The organism is Zoogloea sp. (genome assembly GCF_030157465.1).
Taxonomy (GTDB): domain Bacteria; phylum Pseudomonadota; class Gammaproteobacteria; order Burkholderiales; family Rhodocyclaceae; genus Zoogloea.
This window is the reverse complement of the sequence record NZ_JAOAUU010000077.1, coordinates 17,230-33,932: the sequence shown is the minus strand read 5'-3', so window position 1 is coordinate 33,932 and position 16,703 is coordinate 17,230. Positions and strand designations below refer to the sequence as shown.

15 protein-coding genes are annotated in these 16,703 nt (G+C 62.4%); 8 read left to right on the top strand and 7 right to left on the bottom strand.

Going from position 1 to position 16,703, the window contains the following annotated elements:
- Window positions 1-33 precede the first annotated feature (33 nt).
- On the bottom strand, window positions 34-1,974 hold the full coding sequence (gene dnaK / locus Q1W26_RS10095; protein WP_300439328.1) for a molecular chaperone DnaK: 1,941 nt from the start codon (window positions 1,972-1,974) through the stop codon (window positions 34-36).
- Between the two features lie 93 nt (window positions 1,975-2,067).
- Complete coding sequence (gene grpE, locus Q1W26_RS10090; RefSeq protein WP_300439325.1) at window positions 2,068-2,658, bottom strand: nucleotide exchange factor GrpE; 591 nt, start codon at window positions 2,656-2,658, stop codon at window positions 2,068-2,070.
- A 174-nt stretch (window positions 2,659-2,832) separates the two neighbouring features.
- Here grpE and Q1W26_RS10085 point away from each other — a divergent pair, with 174 nt between their 5' ends.
- Complete coding sequence (locus Q1W26_RS10085) at window positions 2,833-4,194, top strand: serine/threonine-protein kinase (RefSeq protein ID WP_300439323.1); 1,362 nt, start codon at window positions 2,833-2,835, stop codon at window positions 4,192-4,194.
- 36 nt (window positions 4,195-4,230) lie between these two features.
- Here Q1W26_RS10085 and trxC read toward each other — a convergent pair whose 3' ends face one another.
- On the bottom strand, window positions 4,231-4,668 hold the full coding sequence (gene trxC, locus Q1W26_RS10080; protein ID WP_300439320.1) for a thioredoxin TrxC: 438 nt from the start codon (window positions 4,666-4,668) through the stop codon (window positions 4,231-4,233).
- Between the two features lie 201 nt (window positions 4,669-4,869).
- Here trxC and Q1W26_RS10075 point away from each other — a divergent pair, with 201 nt between their 5' ends.
- Entirely contained in the window at window positions 4,870-5,361 is a 492-nt protein-coding gene (locus tag Q1W26_RS10075) for an AP2 domain-containing protein (RefSeq protein ID WP_300439317.1), read from the top strand.
- 56 nt (window positions 5,362-5,417) lie between these two features.
- On the opposite strand, the gene Q1W26_RS10070 is transcribed toward Q1W26_RS10075, so the two are convergent.
- From Q1W26_RS10070 to hrcA, 3 genes are read right to left on the bottom strand one after another with little or no spacing between them, the layout of a single operon-like run.
- Complete coding sequence (locus Q1W26_RS10070; RefSeq protein ID WP_300439314.1) at window positions 5,418-5,765, bottom strand: phage holin family protein; 348 nt, start codon at window positions 5,763-5,765, stop codon at window positions 5,418-5,420.
- Window positions 5,766-5,804: 39 nt separating this feature from the next.
- Window positions 5,805-6,902 carry a ferrochelatase gene (hemH, locus tag Q1W26_RS10065; protein WP_300439311.1) on the bottom strand — a complete coding sequence of 366 codons (1,098 nt, stop codon included), beginning with the start codon at window positions 6,900-6,902 and terminating at the stop codon, window positions 5,805-5,807.
- 12 nt (window positions 6,903-6,914) lie between these two features.
- Window positions 6,915-7,943 (bottom strand): heat-inducible transcriptional repressor HrcA, encoded by a 1,029-nt coding sequence (gene hrcA, locus Q1W26_RS10060; RefSeq protein ID WP_300439308.1) that lies wholly within the window; start codon window positions 7,941-7,943, stop codon window positions 6,915-6,917.
- Window positions 7,944-8,062: 119 nt separating this feature from the next.
- On the opposite strand from hrcA, the gene Q1W26_RS10055 reads away from it, so the two are divergent.
- The gene (locus Q1W26_RS10055) at window positions 8,063-8,947 is read left to right on the top strand and encodes an NAD kinase (protein ID WP_300439306.1); all 885 of its coding nucleotides are present in this window, start codon (window positions 8,063-8,065) and stop codon (window positions 8,945-8,947) included.
- 24 nt (window positions 8,948-8,971) lie between these two features.
- Window positions 8,972-10,633: a DNA repair protein RecN gene (recN, locus tag Q1W26_RS10050; RefSeq protein WP_300439303.1), complete on the top strand. Its 1,662-nt coding sequence runs from the start codon at window positions 8,972-8,974 to the stop codon at window positions 10,631-10,633.
- Between the two features lie 130 nt (window positions 10,634-10,763).
- On the opposite strand, the gene fur is transcribed toward recN, so the two are convergent.
- Entirely contained in the window at window positions 10,764-11,222 is a 459-nt protein-coding gene (gene fur, locus Q1W26_RS10045) for a ferric iron uptake transcriptional regulator (protein ID WP_300439300.1), read from the bottom strand.
- Window positions 11,223-11,343: 121 nt separating this feature from the next.
- Here fur and Q1W26_RS10040 point away from each other — a divergent pair, with 121 nt between their 5' ends.
- The 4 genes from Q1W26_RS10040 (at window position 11,344) to carA (ending at window position 16,655) form a co-directional block, all read left to right on the top strand.
- A complete protein-coding gene (locus tag Q1W26_RS10040) occupies window positions 11,344-11,724 on the top strand; it encodes an outer membrane protein assembly factor BamE (protein WP_300439297.1) in 381 nt (126 codons plus the stop codon).
- Window positions 11,725-11,808: 84 nt separating this feature from the next.
- Window positions 11,809-12,615, top strand: a complete 807-nt coding sequence (gene dapB / locus Q1W26_RS10035; RefSeq protein WP_300439294.1) for a 4-hydroxy-tetrahydrodipicolinate reductase — start codon at window positions 11,809-11,811, stop codon at window positions 12,613-12,615.
- A 43-nt stretch (window positions 12,616-12,658) separates the two neighbouring features.
- Window positions 12,659-15,340: a response regulator gene (locus tag Q1W26_RS10030; protein WP_300439290.1), complete on the top strand. Its 2,682-nt coding sequence runs from the start codon at window positions 12,659-12,661 to the stop codon at window positions 15,338-15,340.
- A gap of 172 nt (window positions 15,341-15,512) precedes the next feature.
- A complete protein-coding gene (carA, locus tag Q1W26_RS10025) occupies window positions 15,513-16,655 on the top strand; it encodes a glutamine-hydrolyzing carbamoyl-phosphate synthase small subunit (RefSeq protein WP_300439287.1) in 1,143 nt (380 codons plus the stop codon).
- The last annotated feature ends 48 nt before the right edge of the window (window positions 16,656-16,703 follow it).

Genomic DNA, 16,703 nt, shown 5'->3' with positions numbered 1-16,703 from the left:
GTTTGTCGGTTCGGCTTTTTGAACCGGACAGGCTTACTTCTTGTCCTTCACCTCGGTGAATTCGGCATCCACCACGTCCGGATCATTGGACTGGGCGCCGCTGGCAGAAGCACCTGCTCCCGCACCTGCGCCGCCGGCAGCACCGGCTTCGGCCTGGGCCTGGGCGTAGATGTGCTCGCCGAGCTTCTGGCTGACGGTGCCGAGCGCTTCGCTCTTGGCGTCGATGGCGGCCTTGTCGCCGGACTTGATGGCTTCTTCGGCTTCGGCGATGGCGGTTTCGATCTTGGCCTTGTCGTCGCCGATCTTGTCGCCGTGCTCGGCCAGGGCCTTCTTCACGGAGTGAACCAGGGTGTCGAGCTGGTTGCGGGCATCGACCAGTTCGTGAGCCTTCTTGTCTTCCTCGGCGTGAGCTTCGGCGTCGCGCACCATGGCCTGGATCTCTTCATCGGAGAGGCCGGAGTTGGCCTTGATGGTGATCTTGTTTTCCTTGCCGGTGGCTTTGTCCTTGGCGGACACGTGCAGGATGCCGTTGGCGTCGATGTCGAAGGTGACTTCGATCTGCGGCATACCGCGCGGCGACGGCGGGATGTCGGACAGGTTGAACTGGCCGAGGCTCTTGTTGCCGTTGGCCATCTCGCGCTCGCCCTGCAGCACGTGGATGGTGACCGCGGACTGGTTGTCGTCGGCGGTGGAGAACACCTGCGAGGCCTTGGTCGGGATCGTGGTGTTCTTCTGGATCAGCTTGGTCATCACGCCGCCCAGGGTTTCGATGCCCAGGGACAGGGGGGAGACGTCGAGGAGCAGCACGTCCTTGACTTCGCCCTGCAGCACGCCGCCCTGGATGGAGGCGCCGACAGCGACGGCCTCGTCCGGGTTCACGTCGCGGCGGGGATCCTTGCCGAAGAATTCCTTCACCTTCTCGATGACCTTGGGCATGCGGGTCTGGCCGCCGACCAGGATCACGTCGTCGATGTCGGAAACCTTGACGCCAGCGTCCTTGAGGGCGATGCGGCAGGGCTCGATGGTGCGCTCGACCAGCTCTTCGACCAGCGACTCGAACTTGGCGCGGGTGATCTTCAGCGCCAGGTGCTTCGGGCCGGTGGCATCAGCGGTGATGTAGGGTAGGTTGATTTCGGTTTGCTGACCGGAGGACAGCTCGATCTTGGCCTTTTCGGCGGCTTCCTTGAGGCGCTGCAGGGCCAGCACGTCGTTCTTGAGATCGACGCCTTGCTCTTTTTTGAACTCGGTGACGATGTAGTCGATGATGCGCTGGTCGAAGTCTTCGCCGCCCAGGAAGGTGTCGCCGTTGGTGGACAGCACCTCGAACTGCTTCTCGCCATCGACGTCGGCGATCTCGATGATCGACACGTCGAAGGTGCCGCCACCCAGGTCGTAGACGGCGATCTTGCGGTCGCCCTTCTCGTTCTTGTCGAGGCCGAAGGCCAGCGCGGCCGCGGTCGGCTCGTTGATGATGCGCTTGACGTCGAGGCCGGCGATGCGGCCGGCGTCCTTGGTGGCCTGGCGCTGGCTGTCGTTGAAGTAGGCCGGCACGGTGATGACGGCTTCGGTGACTTCTTCGCCGAGGTAGTCTTCGGCGGTCTTCTTCATCTTGCGCAGCACTTCGGCAGAAACCTGCGGCGGGGCCATTTTTTTGCCGCGCACTTCAACCCAGGCGTCGCCGTTGTCGGCCTTGGCAATGGTGAAGGGCATCAGGTCGATGTCCTTCTGTACTTCCTTTTCTTCGAAGCGACGGCCGATCAGGCGCTTGATTGCGTAGATGGTGTTCTTGGCGTTGGTGACGGCCTGGCGCTTGGCCGGCGCGCCGCACAGGATTTCGCCGTCGTCGGCATAGGCCACGACGGACGGGGTGGTGCGCGCACCTTCGGAGTTTTCGATGACCTTTGGCTTGCCGCCTTCCATCACGGAAACGCAGCTGTTGGTGGTGCCGAGGTCGATGCCGATAATCTTGCCCATGAAAGTTCCTTCAGTTCGAATTCTGTTTGACGTGGCGGCCGATCGTCTCGGCGCCCTGGCTTGCTAACGAATATGGGGATGCTGTGGCCGGTTTCAAGCGGCGGGTTTTGCTTTTGAGACGATGACCAGTGCGGGGCGCATCGTGCGCTCATGGAGCAGGTAGCCCTTTTGTAGCACGGTGATCACGGTGTTCGGCTCACCGTCGGCCTCAAGGGCGCTGATGGCCTGGTGCTTGTTGGGGTCGAACTTTTCGCCGACCGGGTTGATTTCGGTGACGTTGGCGCTCTGGAACGCAGAAGCGAGCTGCTTGAGTGTGAGTTCGACGCCCTGGCGGAGGGTTTCGAGGGTGGCGTTGTCGGTGGCGAGGGCGGCTTCGAGGCTGTCCTTGACCGGCAGCATGGCCTGGGCGAACTTGTCGGCGGCAAATTTGCCGGCCTTGGCAATGTCGTCCTGGGCGCGGCGGCGGACGTTTTCCGTCTCGGCCTTGGCGCGCAGCCAGGCGTCGTGGTGCTCGGCGGCGTTCAGTTCGGCCTGGCGGAGCAGCTCGGCAAGGCTGGGCAGGGTGTCGATACCCGGCACGTCGGCAACGGGCGTCTGCGTTTCGGCACCGGTGTCGGCGACGTTCTCCACAAGCTCCGGCGCGGCCTTGTTCTCGGGGCTCAGAGGGGTTTCTTGATCTTGCATGGGTAACGGCTCCTTTTTTTGACTCGCACTAACTGGGGGCGGAAGGATAAAATTTCAAGAGCTATTTCCGCGCGCATTGAAGTCGTTACCGGAAAGCAGGCGAAGCAAGTGTAAAATCAACCCACTCCGGGCTGGTCCCGGTCATCTTTACGGACTCTGCGGCGTAAAGCAGGTATGGAAAAAACACCTGAAAAAATCGGCAAGTACAAGCTGGTCCGTGAGGTCGGCCGCGGTGCTACGGCCACGGTCTATCTGGCTGAGCATCCGCAGTACCCCGAAAATGTCGCGCTCAAGCTGATCCGCTTCGACGACAAATCCAAGGACACGGCCAAGTGGAACCGGCGCCTGCTCAAGCTGCTGCGCGCCGAGATGGATGTTTCCCGCCGTCTGGATCACCCCAACATCATCAAGGTCTTCGATACGACGGTCGAGAAGGATTACGCCTATCTCGTCATGGAGTATTTTCCGGGCACGACCCTGGAGCATTACTGCAGCTTCCAGAATCTCCTGCCGCTCCATCGCACGATCGGCATGATCTTCAAGTGCGCGATGGCCCTCGATTACGCGTACCGGCAGGGCATCGTTCACCGCGACATCAAGCCGGCCAACATCCTGGTTGATGAGCACGACAACGTAAAGATCACCGACTTCGGTCTGGCGCTCAACATCAGCAAGAAAAGCGCGTCGGATTCCACCTTCATCATGGGCGTCGGCTCGCCGGCCTACATGAGCCCCGAGCAGATCAAGGGCTATCCGCTCAACCAGAAGACCGACCTGTTCTCACTGGGGGTCGTGCTCTTTCACATGCTTACCGGGCGCCTGCCCTTCAGGGCAAAGAACCCGGCCCAGCTGATCTACAAGATCATCAACACCGAGCCTCCGCTGGTCTCGCAGATCAATTCCGAACTGCCTGAGCAACTCGACCAGGTCATTCGCAAGGCGCTGGAGAAGGATCTCTATTCCCGCTACAAGAACGGTGCCGATTTTGCGAAGGATCTGTCTGCGGTTCGCTACAAGATTCTCGACGACACCTCGGTGCCGGTCGACAACACCCGCTATTCCATCCTGCGCAAGATGCCGTTTTTCACGGAATTCGAAGACGTGGAAATCTGGGAGATCCTGCGTTTTTCCCGTTGGCGGAAATCGGATTCCAACACGCTGTTGATGCGTGAAGGTGATTCGGACCAGCGCTTCGGGATCGTCATCGACGGGCGAGTCGAGGTTTCGGTGGATGGCCAGCGGGTCAGCGAGGTGTCTTACGGCGAGGTTTTCGGCGAGTTGGCCTACCTCGACGAACAGGACCACAAGCACATGTACACCGCGGTCACCACCACGACCACCACCTATCTCGAACTCAATCCGGCGGCGCTCTCGCTGGCGACGGACGAGTGCCAGGATGCTTTCCGCCGCCGCCTTGTGACGATTGTGGCGCGCCGGCTCGGGAGCGCCTACCGGGAGCTGGCCAAAACCGGTGCTCCCGCCGAGCGTATTACCGCCAGCGGTTTCGGCATGGAACTGCAGCTCCTCGACAACTGAGGTGCTGCGCCATCGGGCGCGTAAAAACTCAGCATTTCACCCCAGCTTGGACAGCGTCCAGCGGCGGATGTCGTCTGTGCTCATTGCGCCGGCCTGCCGGGCGATCTCGCGGCCGTGGCGGATCAGCAGCAGGGTTGGAATGCTGCGGATTCCGAAACGCGCTGCCAGCCCCTGTTCTTCCTCGGTATTGACCTTTCCCAGCCTTACCTGTGGCTCGAGCTGTGTGGCTGCCGCTGTGAAGGCTGGAGCCATGCTGCGGCAGGGCCCGCACCAGGGCGCCCAGAAATCCACAAGCAGCGGCAGGTCGCTGCGTTCGGCGTGGGCGGCAAAGTTTCCAGCCGTCAGGGTGACAGGCGCGCCGGCGAACAGGCTGTGCTTGCAACGTCCGCAGGTGCCGTTGTCGTTCAGCTTGTCGGCCGGAACCCGGTTGAGTGCGTGGCAGTGGGGGCAAGGAACAAGGAGTGCTTCGCTCATGATCGTGGCGCCAGGTCGTGGATGTCCAGTCAGTTAGATGGGGTGGGGGGCACGACTTTCAAGCGGTCCCTTGCCGGGGCCGTGGTGCAGACAACTAAAGTTCTCCCCAATTTGGCCGAAATCGCTTCCTGAGTCGCGATGTCTTCGCGGAACCTTGGGAGGTGGCCTGTGAGCCGAGGCAGCACTTATGGAATCAGTCGGGTGGATAACGAAACCAGTCGCACTCACGGCTGGCTGGTGACCATCCAGCGGCGCGGAGTTATTTACCGGAAACATTTCAGTGACGGGGTGTTTGGCGGCAAGCCGCGTTCATTTGCGGCGGCAAAGGAATATCGCGACGAAATCATTGCCGCGCACCCGCCGCTTTCGATGCAGGAATACTCCAACATCGTCAAAAAGAACAACCGCTCGGGCGTGGTCGGCGTGTGTCGCTACTGCGCTTCGGAAACCCGCGATCTGCCTGAAGAAAAGCAGCGCTGGTTCTGGGTGGCGTCGTGGCCCCTGCCTGATGGCCGGCGCAAGCGGGTGAAGTTTTCAGTCAAGAAATATGGCGAGGACGGAGCTTTCCAGATGGCCATGGATGCACGCTCTTCGGCGCTTGGCAAGCTGGTGGGCGCATTCGATCCGGGTGCTGTCCGTCGTAAGGCGACCCGTCGCCGCGCTGCGGGTGTTCCCGCGAGCGGAGCGCACTGACCCGCGCACAACACGGCCCGGGCTTGCGTGCCGTGTTGTACGCAGGCCCGGCAGGCTCAGTTCCTGTCGTCGGCCAGGGCCAGGCCAACCATCCAGGTCAGGACGCTATATAACAGAGCACCCCAGAACGCCGTCCAGAAATCCGGCACCACGAAGCCTTGTACAAGGCCCGATACCGCCCAGAACATCAGTGCATTGATCACCAGCGTGAATAGGCCGAGGGTCAGGATGGTGATGGGCAGGGTGATGAGGATGAGCAGCGGCCGGATGATTGCATTCACGAAACCCAGCAACACGGCGCTGATCAGCGCCGCGGTGTAGCTGTCCACCTTTACGCTCGACACCAGTTCCGGGATCAGCATCAGCGCGACCGCGTTGAGTATCCAGCGCAGGATCAGTTTCATTTCATTTCTCCGGCAGACATTTCTGTTTTTGCGGGGCCTTCACGCGCGGGCACCCAGTTCGCGGGCCCGGCTTGCCTGGCGGGCAAGGGTGTCCTGGGCGGGTCGGGCTTCGGTCACCCAGTTGCCCATCTGGCGCAGCGACAGGGCCATCAGCGCTTCGATCCAGTCCTGCCGTTCATTCAGGCAGGGGATGTAGCCAAAGCGCTTGCCGCCCGCATGCAGGAAGGCTTCGCGGCATTCCATGTTGATTTCTTCGAGGGTTTCGAGGCAGTCGGAAACGAAGCCCGGGCACATCACGTCCACCGAACCGACGCCCGTGCGGGCGAGTTCTTCCAGCGTGGGCTGGGTATAGGGCTTGAGCCATTCTGCCTTGCCGAAGCGTGACTGGAAGCTGACGATCAGCCGCTCGGGCGGAAGCTTGAGGGCTTCGCCGAGCAGGCGGCCGGTTTTGTAGCACTCGCAGTGGTACGGGTCGCCCAGGTCGAGCGAGCGCCGCGGAATGCCGTGGAAGCTCAGCACCAGACGGTCGGCCTGGCCGTTTTTCTTCCAGTGTTCATGCACCGATGCGGCCAGTGCCTGGATATAGCCCGGGTCGTCGGCAAAGCTGCGCACGTAGCGGATTTCAGGCAGGTTGCGCCAGTGGCGCAGGCTGGTGGCGACTTCGTCGATGACCGTTGCGGTGGTGCTGGCGGCGAATTGAGGGTAGAGCGGCACGACCAGGATGCGTGTGCAGCCGGCGGCGCGCATGGCGTCGAGCTGGCTGCGGATCGACGGCTGGCCGTAGCGCATGGCCCAATTCACCACCAGCTCGCGCTCGCCGGCCTGGGTCAGGTAGCCGGCCAGCAGCTTGGCCTGCTTTTCGGTGTGGGCCTTGAGTGGAGAGCCTTCGTCTGTCCAGACGCTGGCATATTTTTTGGCAGACTTGGCCGGCCGGACGGTGAGGATGATGCCGTTGAGGATGGGCCACCAGAGCAGGCGCGGGATTTCCACGACCCGCGGGTCGGACAGAAATTCCTTGAGATAGGGGCGCAGGGCCGCGGCCGTGGGCGCTGCCGGCGTGCCGAGATTGACGATCAGAATGCCGGTGCGCGGCGTCTGACCATGGGTGTACGCTGGCTCTTGCCAGAATCGGGTCATCGGAAAGGCTTTCTAGTTTTGGCCCGACAGGGCACTGGTGAGGAGGCGGGCGGTGACGTCCACGATGGGGATGACCCGCTCGTAGGCCATGCGGGTAGGGCCGATGACACCGATCGAGCCGACGAGCTGGCCGTCCACCTCGTAGGGCGCGGTGACGACACTGCAGTCGTCGAGAGGGCTGAGGCCACTTTCGCCGCCGATGAAGATCTGGACGCCCTGAGCCCGGTTGGAGATGTCGAGCAATTGCATCAGGCCGGTCTTTTGCTCGAAGAGCTTGAACAGGTCGCGCAGGCGGGCCATGTTCGAGGACAGGTCTTCGGCGTCGAGGAGGTTTGTTTTGCCGGAGATGACATACGTTGACTGGGTTTCTTCCAGAACCTCGCTGCCGGCCTCGACGGCAGCGCTCATCAGCTCGGTCATGTCCGAGCGCAGTTGCTTGAGTTCGTCCTGGATGCGGTGGCGGATTTCGTGGAAGGCGAAGCCGGCGAAGTGCTGGTTGAGATAGTTGGCCGCCGTGACGAGCTCGGAAGGGCTGTAGCCGCGCTTGGTGAACAGGATGCGGTTCTGCACGTCGCCCGCCGTGGTGACGAGGATCAGCAGGATTCGGGTGTCCGACAGGCTGACGAATTCGATCTGGCGTATTTTGAGCGCGTCCTGTCTGGGCGAGACGACGACGCCGGCGAAGTGGGTCAGACCCGACAGCAACTGCGACGCGGCGCTGATGACGCGCTGCGGTTCGCCCGGCTGGATCTGGCCTTTGAGCTCCTGCAGCTGGCCAAGCCCCAGCGGCTGCACGGTGAGCAGGCTGTCGACAAAGAACCGGTAGCCGAGGGCCGTGGGGATGCGTCCGGCGGATGTGTGCGGGCTGGTGATGAAGCCGAGCTCTTCCAGATCAGACATCACGTTGCGCACGGTGGCTGGCGAGAGCTGGAGCCCGGAGTAGCGGGACAGCGCACGCGAGCCGACGGGCTGGCCTTCGGCGATGTAATGCTCCACCAGGGTCTTGAGGAGGATTTGCGAGCGTTGGTCGAGGCTGGTCATGGTTGCAACTTTGGAGGTTCGCAGGGATTCTAAGGAAGGCTGGCGATCATGAGAAGAACAAGCGCGTGGTGGGCCGTGCGATTTGCCGGCGGCGCAGAAGAATGTGGTTTAATCGATCCATGACCTGCGAATTCAAGACCATCGCACTGATAGGCAAATACCAGAGCCCCGAAGTGGCTGAGGCCGTGCTCCGCCTCGCCGACTATCTGCGCAATCTGGGGCTGAATGTGCTGATCGAACAGGGTACGGCAAGTTCCACTGGATTGAGTGCCGGATTTTCGGTTGCCACCTACGAGGAGATCGGCGGCCACGCGGATCTGGCCGTGGTGCTCGGCGGTGACGGCACGCTGCTCAACAGCGCCTGCCGGCTTGCCGAATACAACGTGCCGCTGGCGGGCGTCAATCAGGGCCGGCTCGGGTTTCTGACGGACATCTCCCGTGAGGTGGCTCTCGAGAAAATCGGTGAAATCCTGCGCGGTCGCTATGCCGAGGAATCCCGCATCCTGCTTGATGCGGAAGTGCTGCGCAACGGCCAGCGGGTCTTTCATACAGTGGCCCTCAACGATGTCGTCGTCAATAAGGGAGATCTGGGGCGCATGATCGAATTCGACCTGCGCATCGACGACGAGTTCGTATACACCCAGCGTTCCGACGGCATGATCATCTCCACGCCCACCGGCTCGACAGCCTACGCGCTGTCGGCCAATGGCCCGATTCTGCATCCCAGCGTCGAGGGCATCGCGCTGGTGCCGATGTGTCCCCATACACTCACGGCGCGGCCAATCACGCTGCCGGACACCAGCAGGATCGACATCGTCCTGCTGCCGCCCCACGACTCCCGCGTTCACTTCGACGGCCAGACCCGCTACGACACCCGTGCGGGCGACACCGTGCGGATCACCCGTTCGCCCCACAGCGTTCGCCTGTTGCATCCCGAGGGCTACAGTTATTTCGCAATGTTGCGCGAGAAGCTGCACTGGAGCTCCACGCCCCGCCATAGCTGACCGAGTCATCCATTCGCTTTATTCATGCTGCGTCATCTCTCCATTCGCGATTTTGTTATCGTCGATCAGCTCGAACTCGAGTTCGATTCCGGCTTTGGCGCCCTTACCGGTGAAACCGGTGCCGGTAAATCCATTCTTCTTGATGCCCTCGGGCTCGCTCTGGGCGGCAAGGCCGAGGCGGGCATGGTGCGCACGGGGCAGGCTCGGGCGGAGATCGTCGCCGACTTCGACCTGCCGGCCGGGAGCCCCCTGCGGGACTGGCTGGCCGAGCAGGAAATCGACGCCTCGGATGGCAGCGTGCTGCTCCGCCGGGTGCTCGAGAGCGGTGGCCGCTCGCGGGCCTGGCTCAACGGTTCGCCGGTGGTGCTGACCCAGTTGCGTGCGGCCGGCGAGTGGCTGGCCGACATCCACGGCCAGCATGCCCACCACGCACTCTTGCGCACCGACGCCCAGCTCGCGCTGGTCGATGCCCACGGCGGCCTCGCTGCCCGGGCGGCCGAGGTGGCGGAGCTTTACCGCGCCTGGTCTGTGCTGCGGCGTGCCCGTGAAGCGGCGGAGGAGGGCGCCTCGTCCACCGAAAGGGAGCGTGAGCTTCTTGGCTGGCAGGTCAGTGAATTGCGTGAACTGGCGTTCGACGTCGACGAGTGGAACGCGCTTAACCAGGAGCAGGCCCGTCTCGCCCACGCAGCCAGCCTCATCGAAGGCAGCGCCGAAGTCCTCGACGGGCTGGTGGATGGCGAGTACGCGCTGGCGCCGCAGCTCGAACGCCTGCTCGGCCGCGTTGCCGACATGGCCCAGCATGACGGGCAGCTGACCGATGTCCAGGAGCTTCTCGGCAGCGCCAGCATTCAGCTCGATGAAGCGCTGCATGCAATGCGCCGTTACCGCGACCGCCTCGATCTCGATCCGGGGCGGCTGGCGGAAATCGACCTGCGCATCCAGGCGGTGACCGCCGCGGCGCGCAAGTACCGTGTCGCGCCGGAAGGCCTGCCGGACGTGCTGGCGGAGAGTATCGCTCGCCTCGAACGGCTGACCCGGCAATCCGATCCGGAGGCGCTGGCCCGCGAAGAGGCTGCGGCACGAGGCGTTTTCATGGGGGTCGCGCAGAAGCTTTCCGGCGCGCGTCAGAAGGTGGCCGCCGAGCTGTCGGCGGCCGTCACCGAGGCGATGCAGTCTCTTGCCATGGCAGGAAGCTGCTTCGATATAGCGCTGCGGGCGGTCGAGGAAGGGTGTGCCAGCGGGCTGGAAACCGTCGAGTTTCTGGTGACCGCCAACGCCAGCCAGCCGCTGCGTCCGCTGGCCAGGGTAGCCTCGGGAGGCGAGCTGTCGCGCATCGGCCTGGCTATCCAGGTCATCACCAGCCGCAACGCGGCCACGCCGACGCTGATTTTCGACGAAGTGGATGTAGGGATAGGCGGTCGTGTGGCGGAGATTGTCGGACGGCTGCTCAGGCAGCTCGGTGACGATCGACAGGTGCTGTGCGTCACCCATCTGCCGCAGGTGGCGGCCCAGGCGAACTGGCAGTGGTCGATCGCCAAGGAAACCCGCGAAGGCCAGACCCTGTCGAGCGTAAGGCAGCTCGATGCCGGCGCCCGAATCGAGGAAATCGCGCGGATGCTCGGTGGTGTGAACATCACCGACACAACCCGCAGCCACGCAGCAGAAATGCTCGGCCTGCAGGGCTAGACGGGCGGATTCAGCTCGTTCTGCCAGGCCGCTTGTTCCGGCCTCGGTCAGCAATCTTCGCTAATGCGACGAGGGCTGGCGGTGCAAGGAATGCTTCTGCGGCGATGTGGCGGCGGCGCCGCTGGAAGTCCTAGCGGGTGCTGCTGGTGTGCTGCCCTGCTGCCGGCTTGTGGGGGCAGTCGGTTTTGGTGCAATCCACATACAGGTAAAGAGCGTGCGCACGCACGCTGAAGCCGCGTTCTGCGGCGATCCTGTTTTGCCTGTCCTCGATCTCGGGATCGAAGAACTCCTCGACGTTGCCGCATTGCAGGCAGACCAGGTGGTCGTGGTGATTGCCTTCGTTCAGCTCGAAAACAGCTTTGCCGGATTCGAAGTAATGGCGTTCGAGCAGGCCGGCCTGCTCGAACTGGGTAAGCACCCGGTAAACCGTGGCCAGGCCGATATCCATGTCTTCGGCGATGAGCAGGCGATAGACGTCTTCGGCGGTCAGGTGGCGGTTTTCGGCTTTCTGGAAAAGATCGAGGATCTTTAGCCGTGGGAAAGTTGCCTTCAGGCCGATACTTTTGAGACTCTGGGAATTGCTGGACATGGAGGCCCCGAAAAACAGGAGATGGCGGCCGGGAGCCCGGCCAGCCCCGTATGATATAGTTTCTGCCCCTCGTTGAGAATGCGGCCTGCCGGTCGTATTCGCGTCCGCCCCCAGAAACGTCATGCGCAAACAGATTTGTTCCGCCCTGCCCGTTGCGGCAGTGCTTGCTGCCCTGAGCGCGGCACTTTCCGGCTGCTCTGTCACCACCCTCAGTGATTTCGTGAAGCCCTACCGGATCGATGTGCGGCAGGGCAATTACGTAACCCAGGACATGGTCGCCCAGCTCAAACCGGGCATGACCCGCGAGCAGGTGCGCTTTGTGCTGGGCACGCCGCTGGTGGCCGATGTCTTTCACTCTGACCGTTGGGATTACATCTATCGCTTTCTGCCTGGCAAGGGTGAGCCGCAGGAGCGGCGCCTTGCAGTTGTCTTCGAGGACGGCCGGCTGGCGCGCCTCGAAGGCGATGTCCGTGCCGAGGAGGCACAGCCCGGGGCGCAGTGAGGCCAGGGCTGCGGCCTTTACCTTGACTGTCTTTATCTGCCCTCATCTTTTCTCTCTCCCAAATCCTTCAATTCCGGGGAACACATGAATCAAGTTCGTATCGCGATTGCCGGTGCGTCCGGACGCATGGGTCGGATGCTTGTCGAAACCACCCTCAAATCCTCCGATCTCGTCCTGGTTGCGGCCTTCGAGCATCCTGGCAGCCCGTTCATCGGCAAAGATGCCGGTGAGCTGGCCGGCCTGCCCTGTGGCGTGGCGATCACCAGTGACGTGGCTGCGGGCCTCGCCAAGGCCGACTGCCTGATCGACTTCACCCGTCCGGAAGCCACCCTCCGGCATCTCGAACTGGCTCGTGCCGCATGTTGCGGCATGGTGATCGGCACGACCGGTTTCTCGGCCGAGGGCAAGGCGGCAATCGCCTCGGCGGCGGAGCACATTCCGGTGGTCTTTGCGCCAAACATGGCGGTCGGCATGAACGCCGTGTTCAAGCTGCTCGACATGGCTGCGCGCATCCTCAACGAAGGCTACGACGTTGAAATCATCGAGGCCCATCACCGCCTCAAGGTCGATGCGCCGTCGGGCACCGCCCTGCGCATGGGCGAGGTGGTTGCAGGGGCGCTCGGGCGTGATCTGGAGTCCTGCGCAATCTACGGCCGGGAGGGCGTGACCGGCGAGCGTGACGGCCAGACCATCGGCTTTGCCACGGTGCGCGGTGGTGACATCGTCGGCGATCACACGGTTCTTTTCGCCGGGATCGGTGAGCGCATCGAGATTACCCACAAGAGCGGCAGCCGCATGCCTTACGCTTCCGGAAGCCTCCGTGCGGCGCGTTTCATCGCCGGGCGCAAGGCCGGTCTTTTCGATATGCAGGACGTGCTGGGTCTGAGGTAATCCCGGTAGGGCCGGGACTCAAGAATGGGCGTGGCATGCCGTTATGGTAGCCAGCTCCGTGATAGGCGTATCGGCGGGTCTGATACGCCTTTTTTTTGATGATTCACTCTCACCTGTTGATGACGTGACCCGTTCCGAAGTCGATCCCGCTGCGTCAGATGCCGAAATCGGGCGCGCCCTGCGCACCTTTCTGGCCGAGAGTGTCGCCAATGGGCGCCTCGGCATTCCGTTTGACGTGGAGAGTGCGTCCAGTGGGCAGATAATCGATCTTGTCGGTGAGATTCTGGCGGGTCGTGAAAAGGCCGAGCGCAAGCTCAGGGAGACCCGCGAACGTCTTGAACTTGCGATGCACAACACCGATGGAGGCCTGTGGGACTGGGATCTCTCCAGGGGTGAGATCGTCATGGACGACAACTGGCGCGATTCGCTCGGCTATGACGAGTCCGAGTGTTCGGGGCGTTTCGAGGACTGGCTGCCGCTGATTCATTCCGACGACCTCGAAGTTACCCGGACCCAGCTCCACGTTCACCTGCGCGGTGAGTTCGATTACTTTGAAACCCAGTTCCGCGTTGCCCGCAAAAACGGTGGCTGGCGCTGGATGCTGGTGCGTGGTCGGGCATCCAGTCGTGGGCCGGATGGCCGCTGGATGCGAATGGTCGGCACCTATCAGGACATCACCAACGCCAAGTGTGCCGAGCTGGAGTTGCTTCATGCCAAGGAGCAGGCCGAAGCAGCCAACCGTGCCAAGAGCGATTTCCTGGCGAACATGAGCCATGAAATCCGCACTCCGATGAACGGCATCATCGGCATGACGGAGTTGATGCTGGACACCTCGCTGGATGTGGAACAGCGGGAATACCTGCTGACCGTCAAGAGCTCGGCTGACTCGCTGCTCCGCATCATCAATGACGTGCTGGATTTCTCGAAGATCGAGGCCGGGCATCTGACCCTGGAGATGGTCGGCTTTTCGCTCGCGAGCCTGCTGGGCGACATGATGAAGTCGCTCGCCTTGCGGGCCTACCAGAAGGGGCTCGAATGTTTCTACTACGTGAGCCCGGAAATTCCGCCGGTGCTGGTCGGCGATCCGACCCGGCTGCGCCAGGTGCTGACCAATCTGGTCGGCAATGCGATCAAGTTTACCGAGCAGGGTGAAGTTGAAGTCTCCGTCCTGTTCTGTGGCGAGGAGGCAGGGGAGGTGAGTCTCGAGTTCGCTGTCAGGGATTCCGGCATCGGCATTCCCGAGGACAAGCAGGATCTCGTCTTCGGTGCTTTCTCCCAGGCTGACGCATCGACGACACGCCGGTATGGCGGTACCGGGCTTGGCCTGGCAATCAGTCGCCGCATCGTGGAGTTGATGGGTGGCACGATCACGCTGGACAGTAAACCCGGTGCAGGCAGTACTTTCCGTTTTACGGTTCGCGTCGGTGCCGGTCAGGCAAGGCTGGTCACTCTGCCCCGGTTTGGCGCGCGGCGGGTGCTGGTGGCGGCCTCGAACGCCGCTTTGCGGCACTGCGTCGGCAAACAGCTCGATTTGATCGGTCTCGAAGTGCAGGAGGCCGGGAGCGGGGCGGCCGTCGAGGAGTTGCTGGGTGCTGCCCACAAGGCCAATACCCCTTTCGACTGGGTGTTGATGGATGCAGCAATGCCTGCGCCTGGTGGTTATGCGCTGGCGGAAACGATGATCAAGGGTTGGCCGCGACTCGACCGGCTGATCATGCTGCTCAATGCCAACAGCTCACGCAGCGATACGGTCAAGTGCGAAAACCTGCATGTCGGAGCGCGCCTGATCAAGCCTTTTTCCCGATCCGATTTGCTGGACGCCTTAAGCTTGACCCTGGAAGGCGAGGCGGTCGACGAGGAGCGCCAACAGTCCTTCGATGCAGCCCAGACCCAGGCCTACGCGCCGATCGGGGCCGGCCAGCCGCGCCATCTCAGAATCCTGCTGGTCGAGGATAATCCGGTGAATCAGACGGTGGCTGTCAAGATGCTCGAGAAGGTCGGTCATACCCTCATCGTGGCGGCCAACGGGCAGGAGGCGCTGGATTATTTCGACAGGGAGCGCTTTGACATCATTTTGATGGACGTCCAGATGCCCGTGATGGGAGGTCTGGAAGCCACCCAGGCGATCCGCACTCGCGAGGCGCGCCGCAGCTGGGCTGCCGGCGGAAAGTGGCGCTCCACGCCTATTGTCGCCATGACCGCCCACGCCATGCAGGGTGACCGGGATCGCTGTCTGATGGCCGGTATGGATGACTACATTGCCAAGCCGATCAAGCCCATCGAGTTGCATGCGGTGATTGAACGGGTGATGGGCGAAGCCGGCTTCGCAGATATCGAGCCCGACTTGCAGCAGGAAAGTGGTGTGGATGTTGCGAAGGCCGACTTTTCGGTTGCCGACCTCGGCGCGACGCGCGATCTGCTCGATGGTGACGAGGTGGCGCTGCAGCAGCTGATCCGTCTTTTCTTCAGTGATTTCGAGCGCAACAGGCAAAATCTCGAGCACGCGCAAAAGAAGGGCGACCTGACGACAATCCGGAATTTGGCACACTCGATAAAGGGTTCTGCCGGTGTTTTCAATGCGGTCGGCGCTGTCGCTGCAGCCCAGCGGCTCGAACTGGTTGCCAAGGACGGTGATGCGGCCGGCGTGAAGCGCGAGCTGCCGTTGCTGCTGGCCGAGCTGGGTAATCTGGCCGGAGTGTTGCGGCGGGCGCGGAAATCGGCCTAGCCTTGTCAGCGTTCTGTCAGTTTTCCTTCTGCCATGTTTGCCCGAACAGGTCTCTGCAGGCTATAATTAGAAAGTTTCATAGCGGGATGGCCGATGCGGCTGATCCCGTTTTTCATGTGTAGTCCTGCTACGCATGTCTGTCGTCCAATCACAAGATTTCGAGGAGTTCGCCGTGTCAGCTTTCCCGCCCGCCATTCTTGCTCTTGCCGACGGGACGGTGTTTTACGGTAAAGGCATCGGGGCGATAGGAACGACAGCCGGCGAGGTGGTGTTCAACACTTCCATGTCCGGTTATCAGGAAATCCTCACCGATCCGAGTTACTGTCGCCAGATCGTTACGCTCACCTATCCGCATATCGGCAATACCGGCATCAACCGTGAAGACTGCGAGGCCGGCAAAGTCTTCGCGGCCGGCCTGGTGATCCGTGATCTGCCCCTGGTGGCGTCAAACTGGCGTAGCGAGCAGTCGCTCGACGCCTACCTCAAATCCGAGAACATCGTCGCCATCTCCGGTATCGACACCCGCAAGCTGACCCGCATCCTGCGTGAAAAAGGTGCCCAGAGTGGCTGCATCGTCACCGCAGCGACATCAGCCGATCTGAACGTCGAAGCCGCACTGGCCCAGGCCCGCGCGTTTCCGGGGCTTTCGGGCATGGATCTCGCCAAGGTCGTTTCGGCCACCGAGCCTTACCCGTGGTCCGAAGGTGAATGGAGGCTCGGGAAGGGGTATGTCACTCCCGACAGTTCGCGCTTCCACGTGGTCGCCTACGACTACGGCGTCAAGCGCAACATCCTGCGCATGCTTGCCGAGCGTGGGTGCCGTCTGACCGTCGTGCCGGCGCAAACCCCGGCTGCCGAGGTGTTTGCACTGAATCCGGATGGCGTCTTCCTGTCCAACGGCCCCGGCGATCCGGAGCCCTGCGATTACGCCATCACCGCGATCACTGAAATCCTGGCCAAGGGTATCCCGACCTTCGGTATCTGCCTGGGGCACCAGCTTCTCGCTCTGGCTTCAGGTGCGCGCACGCTCAAGATGAAGTTTGGCCACCACGGTGCCAATCACCCCGTCAAGGATCTCGATTCCGGCCAGGTGCTCATCACCAGTCAGAACCACGGCTTTGCCGCCGACGCCGCTACGCTGCCGGCCAACGTCCGCGTCACTCACGTGTCGCTGTTCGATGGCAGCCTGCAGGGTATGGCCCGCACCGATGTGCCGGCCTTCTCCTTTCAGGGGCACCCGGAAGCCAGCCCGGGCCCGCACGACGTGGCCTATCTGTTCGACCGATTCATTTCGCTGATGGAGGCGAGGGGCTGAAGCTGATCGCCATGCCGGCGCGCCAAGGCGCGCCTTTTTCTGGCCATC